The sequence below is a fragment of the Vibrio sp. R12-SG2-ISO1 genome (assembly GCF_059834045.1).
This window is the reverse complement of record NZ_JCBDGO010000019.1, coordinates 105,399-121,460: the sequence shown is the minus strand read 5'-3', so window position 1 is coordinate 121,460 and position 16,062 is coordinate 105,399. Positions and strand designations below refer to the sequence as shown.

Here is a 16,062-nt window from a genome sequence, read left to right as displayed (position 1 = left end):
AAGGTTAATCATTGACGAAGTGGATTTTCGGCCATGATAACATTGATTGATCGTCAAAACAGGCGTTAGCCAATGGATTTCTGTTCAAGCTTGGCAAACTTCATTTCGTACATATTGGCATCGGCAATAGAGATGAGTCGGCTCAGTGATGCACCATCATGCGGGTAGTGCGCAGTACCAATACTGGTCGATAGGGAGACTTGGGTACCCGCGCGGATAGCAATAGTCTTTCTAAAGCAGCTTTCAATCTGCTTCCAGTGATGCTGTGGATGCGTATCCCCAAGGTAGACTAAAGCAAACTCGTCGCCGCCGATTCGATAGCAGTAGGCTTCCAGTCTATTAAGGCGATGGGCAACCGTGGCGAGCACTTCATCGCCCGCTTGGTGACCATGACGATCATTCACTTCCTTAAAGCCGTTTAAGTCTAAAAGGTAGAGGTTGAATGACTGGCCTTGTTCCACCCACTCGGCCATATCGTTGAACATGGCCAACCGATTGGACACTCCGGTGAGAGAATCGGTGAGCGCCAATTGCTTGTGGTAAATGGCCTCTTTGTGAATGATGTAGCCGACTAAACACGCGCAGACAAACAGCAATACCATCAAGACAAATTGCGCCTGAGTTAAACTTTGCGCTTGGCTCATTTGTGACAGGTAGAGCGGACTTTTAATTCTAAAATTGGTGTTGACGTACTGAATCATCGACATGTAGAGCGCGTCAATATCATCGCACAGCGCTTTGGCCTGATCCGGTGAGTTGAGCGCTATGATCTCGGGTTCTAGCTGCTTAAACTGACTGAACAAGTCACTAAAGAATGAGGCGGCACCGGGAAGGGTAATCAGGTTGTCCGCCTCTTTGCTACTGAGAAGTATGTCGAAACGGCTCCAGGTCAACTCATATTTGAGTAGGGTGCGATCGTAGTACTCTTCACTGTCCGCTGCGAACGGTGTAATCGCTCTGAGTTCAGAAAACTCTTTGTTCAACTGAAACAAAAACCATGTGGCTTGGTTTTGCTGTTCATTGTAGGAGGCCGCTAACTGGCGTGTTGAGGTAAGAAAATAGAGATTAATGATGAACAGGGTTGCCGAAAGCACGATTAACAGTACTTTCGCTTTGGCAAGAATGGCGTGTAAGTGGTCGTCTTTACTCTTTGGACTCATCATCGGCGGTATGCACTAATATCTCATCGATCTGCCACACCATTTGTGAACGAAATGCAGCATTATCTATTTCAGGGAACTGACTTAAGTTAAAGACCAGCCAATAGGGGCCTTTATTTCGCACTTTCATTTTTTCTCCATCCATTTCGTACGCCACGATAGGATCGTACTTAAGAATATCTTCGATTCTTGAGCTCGCCGCGTAATCATTTAGGGCGACAAAAGAGACGGAGAAGGTATTGTTCGCGCGGTAGTAATCAACTAACGATGAGACTTTGAAGCCGGTGAAGGTTTTTTTGCCGTCGAACCAAGGTAGGGTCGTAGAGAAGGTAGTGGGTTCGAAATTCGCTACGATGTCTTCATGAGAGAGGGTGATAGGATCGCGATCGGTGATGCGAATCACTAAGCTAGAGGCTGAAGCACTAAAAACATACAACGCAGCGAACAGCACAAGCACTCTTCTCATGATCTCTCCCCAAAGGTCCGGACAATAACGTCTTTTTAATATAATTATTGATTATATGATTGTTTTGCAGGTGAGCAAAACCTTTTATCAATATTGATTCTTATTTATTGAGTATAGACAACGCACAGAAACCGCAAAGCCCCGCTATGAAATCCATAGCGGGGCTTTGCGTCAATCGTCACCAGAGGCGCGCATTAGAAGATCAGATGCGCGACACCCGCAATCACAGGTAAGGTGATGAGCGTACGCAAGATAAAGATGGCGAACAGCTCAAAAATATTGACCGGAATGCGGCTCCCAAGCAGCAGTGCACCAACTTCAGACATGTAGATTAGCTGGGTCACAGACATCGCAGCGATGACAAAGCGCGTCATTTCGTTGTCGATAGAAGCTGCAAGGATGGCAGGGATAAACATGTCCGCAAAACCGACCACCATGGTTTGCGACGCCGCTGCGGCTTCTGGGATTTGTAGCAGCTCTAGGAATGGGATAAACGGCTGGCCTAAGAAGGCAAACACCGAGGTGTACTCAGCAATCACAAGTGCAATCGTACCCAGACCCATAACCACTGGCAGTACGCCAAACACCATGTCGACAGCGTTACGCACACCTTCACCAAACACGCCTTTTAATGACGTCACTTGTGAGGCTTTCTTCAAGGCCAACTCTAGACCCCAAGTGAAGCTGTTATGTCCAGCTGGCAGAGCGTCCGCTTCGGCATCCGGTTTAGTACCGTCGATGAAGGTGTCTTTCTTGTAGCTTAGGGGTGGCAGTCTTGGAATGATGATCGCGGCAACCACACCGGCTAAACAGATAGCGCCGTAAAAAGGTAGGAATAGGTGCTCAAGTTCGACTTGGGCCAATACCACCAAACTAAACGTAATGGAGACGGCAGAGAAGGTCGTACCGACGACCGCCGCTTCGCGCTGCGTGTAGAACTTGTTTTCGTACTGCTTACTGGTCAGCAGGATACCGACGGAACCATCGCCTAGCCAAGAAGCCATACAGTCAATCGCACTGCGTCCAGGAAGATTGAATACGGGGCGCATGACTTTGCTGAGTAAGGTACCAAACAGTTCCAGCAAGCCAAAGTTGAGCAGTAAAGGAAGCAGCAAGCCAGCGAAAATGAACACAGAGAAAAGAGTTGGTAACAAACCTTCCAGCACTAGGCCACCAGTGTTTTCTTCCCAAATTGCCTCAGGGCCCAGTTGGAAGTAGGTCATCGCAACCGCAAGACCACCGATCACACGCACAGCAAGCCAAAGTGGTGATGGGTTAAACAGGCCGTTTAAGAAGTCGCTGTTGGCAATAAAAGCCGGCGTTTTAATACGACAAAGTAGCGAGGCAACCGCCATGAAGCTAATGATGGACGTCACCATGCCGACCAGAGCATCACCGAACAGTGCCTGAATCGATTTCGCCAATACGGCCACAGGGATAGTGATGTCGCCGTCAAACGTGATCGGCGCCATAAAGACAAGCAGACCCAACAAAGACGGAATAAAGAACATCCAGAAGTTCTTCTTCCCTTTTGGCTGATTGATAGATTGAGCGTTTTCTTGCATTACAAATCTCGTGTTACATCTGGTCAATAGTATTGCCGTATCCCTTGGCATACATATTCACTAAACATCCCTATTTAGTCATGGGGCGCAAGATTACTGCCTTTTGTCATGCCGTGCAATACTATTCAATAATTATCCCTAAATATTCAGACATAAACTCGATATTAGCTTGGCAATGCAGTAATTTGTATTGTAAATGTTAAATTGTTTGGGATTGTGTTGCAACTAAGCGGGTTTATTTGGGTGAAATATAGAGGTAGAGCCAATAGCTGAGCGCGAGACACAAGGCAAGGGTAACGGGCGCAAGCAGTGCTGCAATGCTTAGCTGTGCATATAAACCCGCTCCGGCAGTGCCGCCGAGCAAGAATCCGGCGAAGATAAAGGAGAAGAGTTTGGCTTTACGATAATCGAACTTTTCCCCGCGCAAGCGTGCACCGATCATAATGCCCAAATCAGTGACGATACCCGTCATGTGGGTGGTGCGCACAACCGCGCCGCTGAAGGTGGTTAACATGGCGTTTTGCAGCCCACAAGCAGCAGACGCGAGATATTGACCACTGGTGTGTCCCTCCTTAAGCAGCAGGTAAGCGAGCAAAAGTAGCCCACTTTCAAAGCAGAGTGCCACCCCGTAGCGGCGGCCCAATTTCAGCGCGGTGCTTTCGATAAAGACGCCACTGAGTATCGCGCCGAGCAGAAAGCTGAGTACCACCCATAAGAGGTGCAGCGTCTGTTGATCGAAGAGGTAGAGGCTGGTGCCCAGTAGTGTCACGGTACCTGAGATATGAGACACGGACTGGTGCTGGAAACCCAACAAGCCAATCGCATTGACGGTTCCGGCCAGTAGTGCCAATAAAAATGCGCCGTGCTCCACCCAGCGTGGTAGTTTTGAAATCACCGTGATCCCCCTTTTGTTACGCAGGACATTATACGCGTCAGCCCAAAAGTTGCAGCTGACTTATGTGGCCTCCTTATCTGTCTTCTTAGCAGAACGCGCATGGTGATTTCGTGGTGGCACAGAGCCGTAGGCGAAATTAATCGTGGATAGGCGTTTTGCCTCACTGACCCGCCTGTTACTATATGTTTGAAAATACTATGTGTTTGAAAATCACCCTCTTTGAAGAACTCTGTTGTGAAGTGATCATCATGAAAAAGCGCCGACTTCCCATTCCCCTTATTTTATTGATTCCGATTGTCCTGCTGGTGGTCGTTGCCGCAGCCGGTCTTTACCGCTTCAGTTTGTCTGATGAGGAGATTCGAGCGAAGTTTCCTCAGCCTACACCGACGCAAGATGCTCTCATGCAACAGGTCTTTGGCATTGCGACGCCCAATCCCTGGACGATTAAAGTTCCAGAAACCACCGCCTACAGCTTGCTTACCCGACGTCAAGACTCAAGAGCAATAGGCCAATATCAAGACGGTGAAGTACGCGGTGATATTTGGGTCGACACGCATCAATTGATCGAACTAGGAGAGGGCCGCTACGCCGCGCCGCTCATCGTATCCAATCAAGGTAGTGGTCTTTTTTACTATCTAGCCCTGTTTGAATATGATTCCACCCGCCAGAGAATGATCTCGCGTGATGCAGTGCTGCTGGGTGATCGAATCGTGGTGGAAGCGGTAGAGCGCAATCAGGATGTGATCGCCGTTACACTGCGAACTCGTGAGGAAGATCAACCTATGAGTGAGGAACCCAAAGTAACGCGCACTATAATGATGACTGTGACCGAACAAAATAGTTGGGCAATTCGACCATAATATTAATAGGGTTTTACATTGTTTTTGATGCAAACTGTTGCGCATATTTGTAAGCTAACAAGGATGAGATGGACATTTTAACGTCGTTAACGGAGTAAACTATGATCAACAAACGTTTTTTCAAAACCAAAGATGAAGTCGAAGTCACCTTCGAGTTGGATGCAGCAAACGCTGACCAATCGGTGGCACTCGTCGCGGATTTTCTTGATTGGCAACCGGTCGAAATGAAGAAAGTGGCGAAGTCGAAAAGCTTCAAATTCAAAACCCGACTACCCAAAGACCAACACTTCGAATTTCGTTATTTGGTCGACAACAACAAGTGGGTCAATGATGCCAATGCAGACCAATACAAGCCGAATGGCTTTGGTGATGACAACGGCCTACTATCGACCTATCAATAGAACTTTTAGGGTTTTAGCGACATCGACTGCAAAAAGGCGCGTAAGCGCCTTTTTCGATCCAATCTTTACATTAGAAAAGATGACTTTTAGTGGATAAATTCGTAATCTTACGGCTTCGTTATTTCTCTCTATAGGTAGCATTGTGCAAGCGAAAAGTCTGACATTACGCTTTAAAGAGCTCTCTAAGCGTAAAAAGATGGCCGTATTAAGTTTACCGATTTTTATCGCTGTGGCTTTGTCGTCTGCGCCGAATTCAGGCCGCTATCATCGCACTATTGAGCTTTCTCTCCCAGAATCCACGCTGATGAATGACTGGCTCGCTGAACACGACGAGACGGTGGACATCCCAGATTACGAATACGTGATCCAATCAGGCGATAACCTAAGCACCATTTTTAATCAATTGGGCTTTGGTTATAGCGAGCTGATGCAGATCATGGAGACGGATTTAAACTATCTCGCTCTAGATACACTGCGCCCCGGTAATACCTTGCGTTTTTGGCGTGATGAAAACCGTAAACTGGCGAAGATGGAGCTTGAGTTTAGCTTGGTCGAGCGTGCAGTTTACACGCGGTTGGATGATGGCAACTATGAGTACAGCGACGTCAAAATTCCAGGAGAATGGAAAGCCTTTCCAATGGTGGGCGAAATCAACGGCACCTTCTCGCAATCTGGCTACGCGCTTGGCCTTGGCAGCAGCGAAGTCGACCAGATTGTCAGCTTACTGAAAGATAAGATCAATTTTGCTCGTGACTTGCGAGCGGGCGATCGTTTCGAAGTGGTACAGTCTCGTCAATACGTCGGCGAAACGTTAACGGGCAATCGCGAGATACAAGCGGTTAAGATCCACAATCGTGGTCAAACCCTCTCGGCGTATTTGCACAGTGACGGCCAATACTATGATGCGAAAGGGGACAGCCTACAGCGTGCGTTCCAACGTAAGCCAGTCGGTGGCAATTATCGCTTGAGTTCGCATTTTAACCCTACTCGCCTGCATCCTGTGACCGGACGTGTTGCACCTCACAACGGCACGGACTGGGCAACCCCAACCGGCACACCGATTGTCTCAACGGGCGATGGTGTTGTCGTCATGACACGTGACCACCCTTACGCAGGTAAATACGTGGTGATTGAACACGGCAGCCGCTACAAAACGCGTTATTTGCATCTAAGTAAAATCTTAGTTCGCAAAGGCCAAACGGTAAGTCGTGGGCAGCGCATTGGTTTATCTGGAGCGACGGGGCGGGTAACCGGCCCCCATATCCACTACGAACTCATTGACCGCGGCCGCGCGGTGAATGCGATGAAAGCCAATATCCCGATGGCCAACTCGGTACCAAAAGCAGAAATGGCGATCTTCAAGGCGCGCAAAGCAGAGCTTGATGAGATGCTGCGTCAGCAAGAGATGGAGTGGGCCAGAGAAGGGGAATCTGCGCCAGCGAGTTGATGCGCTGGCGCTGGTTGTTTGTGGCTGGTTGTTTGTGATTAAGGAGCAGACGCGAGCAGTAATTACTTGGCGGGATAGATGCTAATTTCTACCCGTCGGTTACAGGTTCGCCCTTGTGCGGTGTCATTACTACAAATTGGCGTACTTTCGCCCATTCCAAGGGTTGATAAGCGGTTGGTCGCCACTTTCTGATACATCAAATAGGTTCTCACTGACTCCGCGCGTTTGAGTGAGAGACTTTGGTTGTAGGCTTCACTTCCTGTGCTGTCCGTGTGTCCTGCAATCATCAATACGGTATCTGGATATTCGACCAATATACGCGCGACGCCGTTGAGCGTGTTGTAGATCGATGCGTCCAACTGGTAGGCATCGCTGGCGAAACCTATTCCGTTTTCCATCACAAGTTGGATTTGATCTTCTCCCACCCGTTTCACCTGAACCCCTGAATTGAGTAACTCTTCACGCAGCGCCGCTTCTTGCTGGTCAAAGTAATAACCCACTCCAGCACCCACCGCGCCGCCCGCTGCGGCCCCTGCCAGTGCACGTTGTCTGCGTTCTGTTGCGTTATCGCCTGTCGCTAGGCCGACGAGTGCGCCTGATACCGCGCCAATTAGGGCACCTTGAGTGGTTGCATTGGTTTCGGTTTCACCTGTGGTGGCGTTCTGACGCTGTGTGGCTTGGCACCCAGCGAGTAGAGTGCAGAGAGAGAGTAAAGTGAGGGATTTGTTCATCATAATAGCTCGATTCATCCTGTTTCAAGTATGTGCTTACCTTAAAGGAACAGCGTCATTTTGTAAGTCTGACAAAACGATAACTTACTAAAAATTAACACTTAAGTGACGTATGGCGCTCGGTATCATAACAAAAAGCGCCGCCTTTGAAGGCGGCGCGAGAGGGGCTAGCTAAGTTGGCTACGCAGCCTGGGCTACTGGTTTGGTTTAACCGTCCCCAGTTTTAGCCAAGTATCGATCACCGTGTCAGGATTAAGAGAGACGGAGCTGATCCCTTGCTGCATTAGCCACTCGGCAAGGTCATCATGATCTGATGGCCCTTGACCACAGATCCCCACGTACTTGCCCGCTTTGGTTGCCGCGTCGATGGCCATTTTCAGCATGGCTTTGACCGCCGGATTTCGCTCATCAAACAGATGCGCGACATCGCCAGAATCACGGTCTAACCCGAGGGTTAACTGCGTCATGTCGTTTGAGCCAATCGAGAAACCATCAAAGTATTTTAAAAACTCGTCAGCGAGCACTGCGTTTGACGGCAGTTCGCACATCATGATCACTTTCAGCCCTTGATCGCCGCGTCGTAAATCGAACTTGGCGAGAAGATCGATCACCGAAGCAGCTTCGCTTGGTGTGCGAACAAAGGGGATCATGATCTCAACGTTCTTTAACCCCATCTCGTTGCGTACGCGCTTGATGGCTAAGGTTTCCAGCTCAAAACAGTCTTCGAATACTGGAGAGATATAGCGCGAGGCGCCGCGGAAACCGAGCATGGGGTTCTCTTCATGAGGCTCATAACTTTGGCCGCCGATGAGGTTGCTGTACTCGTTCGACTTAAAATCCGACATGCGCACGATGACGCGTTTGGGCCAAAACGCTGCCGCTATGGTGGCAATCCCTTCGGTCAGTTTGCTGACGTAAAAGTCGATAGGGTCGTGATAGCCGCGGATACGTTGGCGGATCTGAGTTTTGAGCGCGTCGCTTTGCTGGTCAAAATTGAGCAATGCTTTCGGGTGGATGCCAATCATTTTATTGATGATGAACTCCAATCGCGCAAGACCAACGCCCTCATTAGGGATTTGGGCAAAGTCGAAAGCGCGATCTGGGTTACCGACGTTCATCATCACTTTGGTTGGCAAAAGAGGGAGCTCATCGACCGAAGAGCGTTTGATCTCAAACGTCAGCTCGCCTTCATAGACATAACCTGATTCGCCTTCTGCGCACGAGACGGTGACCGCCTGGCCACTGCAAAGGCGCTCCGTGGCGTCGCCGCAGCCAACGATGGCTGGAATGCCAAGCTCTCTCGCAATGATGGCCGCATGGCAAGTTCGCCCACCACGGTTGGTGACGATGGCTGAGGCTTTTTTCATCACCGGCTCCCAGTCGGGGTCGGTCATATCGGTAACCAGCACGTCGCCTTCTTGGACTAAGCTCATTTCATCCAGCGAGTCGACAAGACGCACAGGACCTTGGCCGATACGTTGCCCAATCGCGCGTCCTTCGACCAGCACGTTTGCTTTGTCGTTAAGCTCATAGCGCTCAATGACGTTTTGTTCATTCTGAGAGCAGACCGTCTCTGGCCTTGCCTGAACGATATAGAGTTTGCCATCAATGCCGTCTTTGGCCCATTCAATGTCCATCGGGCGTTGATAATGACGCTCGATGATCATCGCTTGTTGGGCAAGCTGTTTGATTTCTTCATCGGTCAGAGAAAACTGTTCCCGTTCCTTCTCGTTGGTATCGATAATCTCGACTTGTTTGCCAATCGTGGTGTCATTAGCGTAGATCATCTTGATTAGTTTAGAGCCGAAGGTTTTCTTTACAATCGGTTGGTGACCGGCTTCGAGAAGCGGTTTATGGACGTAGAATTCGTCTGGGTTCACCGCCCCTTGAACCACCATTTCTCCAAGCCCCCATGCAGAGGTGATGAACACCACTTGGTCAAAGCCCGATTCGGTATCTAAGGTAAACATGACGCCGGAGGCCGCTTTGTCGGACCGCACCATGCGCTGGATCCCTGCAGACAGGGCGATGCCGCGGTGATCAAAGCCTTGGTGCACACGATAAGAGATCGCGCGGTCATTAAAGAGCGAGGCGTAGACGTGCTTGGTCGCTTCGAGTACTCCTTCTACACCGGTGACATTGAGGAAGGTCTCTTGTTGTCCGGCAAAGGAGGCGTCGGGAAGATCTTCGGCAGTGGCAGAAGATCGCACTGCGACGGAAAGCTCGGGGTTACCATCGACCAATTGCAGATAATGCTCACGAATATCGGCTTCGAGGTCGGCGGGGAATGGCGCATCAAGCACCCATTGTCGTATGGTGGCGCCGGTTTGGCGTAGGGCTTCAACATCGTCGACGTTCAGGTCATCGAGCAGTTGGTGAATTCGGTCATCTAGGCCTTCAAAGTCGAGGAAGCGGTTAAACGCATAAGAGGTGGTGGCAAAGCCGTTGGGGACGCTCACGCCCGCATTGGCTAGGTTGGACACCATCTCTCCGAGGGACGCATTTTTACCGCCGACTTTGTCGACATCATCCATGGATAGACCATTAAACCAGAGGGTGTTCTTTTGCATGTCTTTCTCCAGAAACATTGCAGCTTGTAGGGACTTAAAGCAAACGATTACGTATCAACTTAAAAAAAGGCGAACCAATTTAAAAAGCTGTGGGGGACGTAATAGTCAGCAGGGTTTTATTATCGATATTATGAATGTCATCCTACTCAACATTATTTTAGCTATTCAACAAACCATGCAAATTGATAGTCAAAGTCGTGATGTATTCTATGTTTCTGATGGCACGGCACTCACGTGCGAGACATTAGGACATGTCGTTTTGGGGCAGTTCTCTTTTCACGCGAATGAAAAGACCTTTCCGTTCGTGGAAAGTGAAGAGAAATTGGCGGCGCTAGTTAAAGAGATTGACGCCTCGTATCGTACTCACGGCGTCAAGCCGCTGGTGTTTTTCTCTATGGTGATTGGTGAACTAAGGGCCAAGCTATTGCAGGCTCCGGCGCATTGCTACGACGTATTGGAAAGCTTGGTGCAAAAAGTCCAAGACGATATTCAGATAGAGGCGAAACCCAAGTTGCAACGTTCGCGCAGTGTCAGTAAAGATTCACATCGCTATTTTGACCGCATTGCCGCCATTGAATACACCCTTGCACATGATGATGGCATTACTCTCAAAGGCTTGGATGAGGCGGACTTCATTTTATTGGGCGTGTCGCGCAGCGGTAAAACACCGACCAGTCTCTACATGGCGATGCAGTTTGGTTTGCGGGTCGTGAACTACCCGTTTATCGAGCAAGATATTCAGCGTTTGAGGTTATTGCCGGAGTTTGAAGTGGTGCGACACAAATTGTTCGGCCTCACTATCGATTCTGAGCGCCTAACGCAGATTCGCCAGAACCGACTGGCTGACAGCGATTACGCCAGTAGTCAGCAGTGCCAACAAGAGCTTGAACATGTTGAAGCACTGTTTCGCCGTGAGGCGATTCCCTACATCAACACCACCTCGTTATCCGTGGAAGAAATTTGCGCGCGCGTATTGGAGCGCGCCGGCTTAAGACGGCGTCTGCTCTCCTAAGGTTTACGCAGCGGGCATTACCATGGGGAAGTCCAACGAGGGATGGCGATTGACTAATGCTCGGTAGCCGTAAACCTGCTCGATGAGACTTGGCGTTAACGCTTGCCAAGGTTTGGCGTCACAGGCAATTTTTCCCTGATGCAGAATCACAAGTCGATCGGCGTATTGCGCCGCGAGGTTGAGGTCGTGCAGCACCACGACGACGGCGGTATGGTGTTCATCGGCTAATTGGCGTGCAATTCGCAGTGTGTTGTGCTGATGGGCCAGATCCAGTGCGGAGGTTGGTTCGTCGAGCATGAGGATTTTCTTCTCAGCGGATTGATCGAGTTGGACTAACACTCGCGCGAGATGCACGCGCTGTTTCTCTCCGCCAGACAGGGAGGGGTACAAGCGTTCACTCAGGTGGCTGACATCGGTGAGCGACATATACTTAGCCGCTACCGCTTGGGTCTGTTTGTGCGCCAAGTTGAGCGGTATCGCCCCAAGCTCGACCACTTCATGGGCAAGAAACGGAAAACTCAGGGTACTGTGCTGAGGAAGCATGCCTAAGTGTCTGGCCAGTTCATCACTTGGCCATTGGTTTGCTGCGCGGCCAAAATAGCGAATATCGTGACGTGAAGGGATCTCCTGACACAACAATTTCAGCAAGGTACTTTTCCCCGCGCCGTTTGGCCCGAGCAGCGCGGTCACTTCTCCGGCGTGAATATCAAGGTCGATGTTATCCAGTACACAGCGCTGACCAAAGCGCATCGACAGGCCTTGAGCGGAGATGGCTGGAGCGTCCATTACAAAATCTTCCCTTTTTGTTGAAACAGCAGATAGATGAAAAATGGTGCGCCAATGATCGCCGTGACGATGCCCACAGGCAGTTCAGCAGGGGCGACCGCAACACGAGAAAACATATCGGCAAAGGTGAGCAGCAGTGCGCCCATCAGTGCAGAGATGGGCAGCAGGCTGCGGTGATCTGGTCCGGTCAACATGCGTCCTAAATGGGGAATCACTAAGCCAATAAAGCCGATCATCCCTGAGACGCTCACCGTGACTCCAACGCCAACGGCGGTCAGCAGAATCAACTGACGTTTGAGACGTTGCACTGCAATGCCAAGATGCGCCGCCTCCGCTTCGCCAAGCAAGAGAGCATTGAGGGCCATCGCCCGTCGATAAAAGCAAGCGCCAAGAATCAGCAAGGTGACGCTACAGAGCGCAAGGCTTGTCAGGTTGGCGCCCGCCAGTGAGCCCATCGACCAGAGCGACAGGTCGCGCAACATTTGATCGTCCGCGATGAAATTCATATAGCCAATGCCTGCCCCAGAAAGGGCACTGATCGCTACCCCTGCTAGCAGCATGATGGTGACAGACGTCCCCAGCTTACTGGTGCCCAATTTGTAGACCAGGACTGTGGTTAACGCGCCGCCCAGAAAAGCAAACATGGGTAGTGCGGCGATGTTCATCAAGGTTGGGTATTCGGCGAACACATCGGCAAACATCACAATGGCGATCGCTGCCCCCAAGGAGGCCCCAGCAGAGACACCAATGATCCCCGGTTCGGCCAGTGGGTTGCGAAACAGCCCCTGCATCACCGTGCCGCACAGGGCTAAAATCGCGCCGACTAACATACACAATAGGGTACGCGGAAAGCGAATTTCATGGATCACCAAATGCACGTGCGGTGCCAGTTGCTCCGATTTAAGCAACAAGCTCTGTACACTCTCGATAAATCCAATATTCATTGGCCCAACGGTGATTGAGCTGATCGCTGTGATAAGCAGCAAGACAGCAAAAAGACCGAGCGTAATGGGTAGCGGGCATTTTTTTAGAATCATAGGTTTAGAGTCAAAGGTTTAAATTCATAGCGTTAAAGTCACAATCCATCTTGTATGTTGCCAGTCTGAGGGCTTGTCGCTTGCGTGGCGGGTTACAGCAGCAACGCGCTGATGCGCTCCGCTTCAGCCAAACTTTTCAGCCCCAATCCTCCGACTAAAGCATGACCATCAATTTGGATGAAGGCTTTGTTTTGACCCGCAGGCGTGGCCGCGAGCATCGGCAACTTCTTCAATATCTCATCCGCACCGCCCAAGCTTTGGTAGCTGCGGCCACTGACGAGGATAATGTCGGGTTGCATCTCGATCATCGCCTCACTCGACAGCGGTTTGTAGGAAGAAAGTGTCGAAGCTGCAGGGTTAATGCCGCCCGCAAGTTCAATAATCGCGTTAGGCGTGGTATCTGCCCCGGCGACGTTGGCGGGGCGACCTTCATGTATCAACAAAAACAGCACTTTTTTCGGCGTCGCGATCTGCTGACGGCGCTGTTCTAAATTAGCCAGTTGACGCTCGACATTCTGCTTGAGTTGCGCAGCATGCTCGCTAGAGTCCGTCAGCGCGGCAATCTCATCAATGCGCTCAAGTAGACCTTTGGCGGTCGGTTTGGTGTTGACAATATCCACCGCGACGCCCGCTGATTTAAGCTGAGCGAGCGCAGACGCGGGGCCCATTTCATCGGAGCCAATGAGTCGATTCGGGCCTAAAGCCAATAGCCCCTCTGATGACAGTTGGCGGTGATAGCCAATTTTGGGCAGTGCGAGTCCCTCTGGCAGCTCACTGGTGACATCCACCGCAACGAGACTTTGCTGCTGGTCTAGCGCAATCAATAGCTCAGTAACGGCGCTGCCGGCACTGATGATGCGCTCGCTTGCCATCGCATGGTGAGAGAAGGCGGTGAGCGAGAGCGCACACAGTGAAACCGCCGCAGTGAGGCGGCCGATCGTGCGTCCCCATCTTGCTTTTGAGAAAGTTAGTGCAGCACGCGCTGTCTGGCTAGGGTGCTGAGATAGTGTGGTACGTTGAGTCATAAACAAGGTTGCCTTAAATTAATTGGGCTGCTCAGTCAGCAGCTGCGTGGCTTGAATGCCGTTTTCTTGTAAGTAGGCCAGCAGTTTGACCAAATGCTGAACGTCGGCGGTTTTCTCTGCGCCGATAACGATCGGTTGCGGGTTCGATTGGTGTTGCTCGAGCAAAGCGAGCGTAAAGTTGTGCCAATCGAGATAGGTTTGGCCGTCTATCGCCCAATGCGGCGCCGCATCGAGAATGTTGATGGTCAGAGAGCGCTTATCCACCGTAGACACCTGATTCGAGTCTGTGGTGGGCAGATCCACTTCCAATGAATCAAGTTTTACCGCCGCGGTCAGCATCAAAAACACCATCACGATGAAGATGATGTCGAGCAGTGGTGTGAGATCCGGTGTCAGCCCAAATCGTGATTCATTTTGGGGTAACTTGATCATGCGTTCACTCGCTTTTCTCGGATGGGGTGAACATGCTCATCAGAGTTTTTGGTCACGGTCATCGGCGGTGTATTGGCTTGCACGCTGACCCCTTCCAACCATAAATTGACGTAATTTAATGTGTGCTCGAGCTTGGCGGTAACGCGGTCGGCCCACAATCCCAGCAACTGCGCGCCAGCGATGGCGGGCAGCGCGATCAAAAGCCCTGCAGCGGTGGTACGCATGGCGAGGCCAAGGCCGTCAGCCAGATCATTGGGCGTGATGTTACCCGAAGAGGCCGCCACGCCTTTAAACATCTCAATCAGCCCAAGCACGGTGCCGAGCAATCCGATCAACGGGCTGATGACGCCAATCAAGGTCAATAGGCGCAACCCAGAATTGAGCTGGTGGCGTTTTTCTTGTAACCACATCCCGGCCACATCTTCTCGAAGTGACTTCGCAAAGGAGTGATGGGCTAAGACCATGGCCACACCCTTAAAAAGCAGCGGGCGACGTGGTGACCAACGTTTTGCAAGTTGCTCAATGGCTTGATTATCCGTCGGGCTCAGTTGGTTGAGTTCTCGTGATACGGCACGCTTGCCAACACCGGTGCTGACCAGAACTTGGAACAAGCGTTCGAGGATGATCATGACCGTCAGTGCAGAGCAGAAAATCAAGGGCCAAGCCATAAGGCCCAGTTGTTGCTGTATTTGTTCAATGTGTTCCATTATCGATCCAACTTAAAACGAACGGGAATATGCACGCGATGGGCCATGGAGTGCCCATTCACCGTGTGAGGAGAAAACTGCCACTGCTTAATCGCATCCAACGCGGATTTATCGAGCAAGGTGGCTCCGGATGAGCTGATAAGCACCTGTTTGACTTGATTTCCTTCATCGTCGAGCCAGATTTCATACAAAGCGACGCCTTCTAACCCTCTTTTTCTCGCCAGTCTTGGGTAGTGAGGCGCGGTTGGGCGACTCAAGAAAGAGGGCTTCTCGACCAAGATGGGCTGCGCGCTGGCGCCTTGATTGGCTTTTTGGGTGTCTGTTGGGGCAGGCTCAGCCGGTGTTGCTTCTATTGGCTTGGCGTTGGCAGGCGCTGCCTGAGTATTGGTCACCTTGGTGTTTTTTTTCGGCTTAGGCGCCGCCTTTTTTGGGGGTGTTTTCGCCACGACTGGTTTCGTCGTTTCTTGTTTGGCGACCACCTTTTTGATTGGGTCTTTGCTGACCGGCTTTTTCACTATTGTTTTTTCTGGTCTAACCGCAGCTTTATCTGGCCTCACTACAGCTGTGTCCGGTTTCACAATAGCTTTGTCTGTCTTCACCGCAGGTTTATCTGGCGTGGGCATCGGTGTCGGGATCGGCTCGGCAATAGCTGCCGCTTCGATCGGTGCAGGTTCCGGTTTCACGGGCAGGTCGGCCTCTGGCGAGACACTAGGCGCTGGAACTGCCGCTGCTTTAAAGTTAATTGAGACACTCTGAGACTGCGTTCCCGCGGGCATCGCAAATACTTTCGCTTCATGAGCGACGAGTAATATGGCCCCGTGAACCGCTAGTGAGAGCGTTCCTGCGATAGTGTAGCGTTTTACATTCACGGTGATTTCTCTTGTCCGACATCAACAAATTGCCAAGATTATTACTTACAATGCAAATAAGATCAATTATCAATTGCATTATCATTAGCGCGGAATTAT

The 16,062-nt window shown here is 50.7% G+C and carries 16 protein-coding genes; 4 read left to right on the top strand and 12 right to left on the bottom strand.

The features are described 5' to 3' along the window. Positions 1-65: 65 nt before the first annotated feature. The 4 genes from AC6R10_RS13800 to AC6R10_RS13785 all read right to left on the bottom strand — a co-directional run bounded on the left by AC6R10_RS13800 (position 66) and on the right by AC6R10_RS13785 (position 4,086). Positions 66-1,163: a GGDEF domain-containing protein gene (locus AC6R10_RS13800; protein WP_500672577.1), complete on the bottom strand. Its 1,098-nt coding sequence runs from the start codon at positions 1,161-1,163 to the stop codon at positions 66-68. After that, the gene (locus tag AC6R10_RS13795; RefSeq protein WP_500672576.1) at positions 1,144-1,626 is read right to left on the bottom strand and encodes a putative pterin-binding protein; all 483 of its coding nucleotides are present in this window, start codon (positions 1,624-1,626) and stop codon (positions 1,144-1,146) included. The genes AC6R10_RS13800 and AC6R10_RS13795 overlap by 20 nt, the downstream gene beginning before the upstream one ends. Before the next feature lie 194 nt (positions 1,627-1,820). Next, the gene (locus tag AC6R10_RS13790; protein WP_500672575.1) at positions 1,821-3,191 is read right to left on the bottom strand and encodes a YjiH family protein; all 1,371 of its coding nucleotides are present in this window, start codon (positions 3,189-3,191) and stop codon (positions 1,821-1,823) included. A gap of 235 nt (positions 3,192-3,426) precedes the next feature. Continuing rightward, complete coding sequence (locus tag AC6R10_RS13785) at positions 3,427-4,086, bottom strand: YoaK family protein (protein ID WP_500625480.1); 660 nt, start codon at positions 4,084-4,086, stop codon at positions 3,427-3,429. Positions 4,087-4,334: 248 nt separating this feature from the next. On the opposite strand from AC6R10_RS13785, the gene AC6R10_RS13780 reads away from it, so the two are divergent. The 3 genes from AC6R10_RS13780 (at position 4,335) to shyA (ending at position 6,794) form a co-directional block, all read left to right on the top strand. Beyond that, positions 4,335-4,946, top strand: a complete 612-nt coding sequence (locus AC6R10_RS13780; protein WP_500672574.1) for a hypothetical protein — start codon at positions 4,335-4,337, stop codon at positions 4,944-4,946. 101 nt (positions 4,947-5,047) lie between these two features. Beyond that, on the top strand, positions 5,048-5,347 hold the full coding sequence (locus AC6R10_RS13775) for an isoamylase early set domain-containing protein (RefSeq protein ID WP_334553297.1): 300 nt from the start codon (positions 5,048-5,050) through the stop codon (positions 5,345-5,347). 142 nt (positions 5,348-5,489) lie between these two features. Next, complete coding sequence (gene shyA / locus AC6R10_RS13770; RefSeq protein WP_500672573.1) at positions 5,490-6,794, top strand: peptidoglycan DD-endopeptidase ShyA; 1,305 nt, start codon at positions 5,490-5,492, stop codon at positions 6,792-6,794. Positions 6,795-6,856: 62 nt separating this feature from the next. Here shyA and AC6R10_RS13765 read toward each other — a convergent pair whose 3' ends face one another. Both AC6R10_RS13765 and ppsA read right to left on the bottom strand, forming a co-directional pair. Then, complete coding sequence (locus AC6R10_RS13765) at positions 6,857-7,525, bottom strand: YiaD family glycine zipper/OmpA-like lipoprotein (RefSeq protein WP_500672688.1); 669 nt, start codon at positions 7,523-7,525, stop codon at positions 6,857-6,859. A 194-nt stretch (positions 7,526-7,719) separates the two neighbouring features. Further along, complete coding sequence (gene ppsA, locus AC6R10_RS13760) at positions 7,720-10,113, bottom strand: phosphoenolpyruvate synthase (RefSeq protein ID WP_500672572.1); 2,394 nt, start codon at positions 10,111-10,113, stop codon at positions 7,720-7,722. 157 nt (positions 10,114-10,270) lie between these two features. Between ppsA and ppsR the strand changes: the two genes are divergently transcribed. Further along, the gene (gene ppsR, locus AC6R10_RS13755) at positions 10,271-11,107 is read left to right on the top strand and encodes a posphoenolpyruvate synthetase regulatory kinase/phosphorylase PpsR (protein WP_500672687.1); all 837 of its coding nucleotides are present in this window, start codon (positions 10,271-10,273) and stop codon (positions 11,105-11,107) included. Between the two features lie 3 nt (positions 11,108-11,110). Here the strand turns inward: ppsR and AC6R10_RS13750 are convergent, their stop codons facing one another. The 6 genes from AC6R10_RS13750 to AC6R10_RS13725 all read right to left on the bottom strand — a co-directional run bounded on the left by AC6R10_RS13750 (position 11,111) and on the right by AC6R10_RS13725 (position 15,969). Further along, positions 11,111-11,893 carry a heme ABC transporter ATP-binding protein gene (locus AC6R10_RS13750; RefSeq protein ID WP_500672571.1) on the bottom strand — a complete coding sequence of 261 codons (783 nt, stop codon included), beginning with the start codon at positions 11,891-11,893 and terminating at the stop codon, positions 11,111-11,113. Beyond that, positions 11,893-12,930: a FecCD family ABC transporter permease gene (locus AC6R10_RS13745; RefSeq protein WP_487902740.1), complete on the bottom strand. Its 1,038-nt coding sequence runs from the start codon at positions 12,928-12,930 to the stop codon at positions 11,893-11,895. Before AC6R10_RS13745 ends, AC6R10_RS13750 begins: the two co-directional genes overlap by 1 nt. Positions 12,931-13,022: 92 nt before the next feature. Then, positions 13,023-13,955, bottom strand: a complete 933-nt coding sequence (locus AC6R10_RS13740; RefSeq protein ID WP_500672570.1) for a heme/hemin ABC transporter substrate-binding protein — start codon at positions 13,953-13,955, stop codon at positions 13,023-13,025. An 18-nt stretch (positions 13,956-13,973) separates the two neighbouring features. Continuing rightward, positions 13,974-14,387, bottom strand: coding sequence for an ExbD/TolR family protein (locus AC6R10_RS13735; RefSeq protein WP_334553309.1), 414 nt, complete (start codon positions 14,385-14,387; stop codon positions 13,974-13,976). Beyond that, the gene (locus AC6R10_RS13730; protein WP_500630875.1) at positions 14,384-15,094 is read right to left on the bottom strand and encodes a MotA/TolQ/ExbB proton channel family protein; all 711 of its coding nucleotides are present in this window, start codon (positions 15,092-15,094) and stop codon (positions 14,384-14,386) included. The genes AC6R10_RS13735 and AC6R10_RS13730 overlap by 4 nt, the downstream gene beginning before the upstream one ends. After that, positions 15,094-15,969, bottom strand: a complete 876-nt coding sequence (locus tag AC6R10_RS13725; protein ID WP_500672686.1) for an energy transducer TonB — start codon at positions 15,967-15,969, stop codon at positions 15,094-15,096. Before AC6R10_RS13725 ends, AC6R10_RS13730 begins: the two co-directional genes overlap by 1 nt. Positions 15,970-16,062 lie beyond the last annotated feature (93 nt).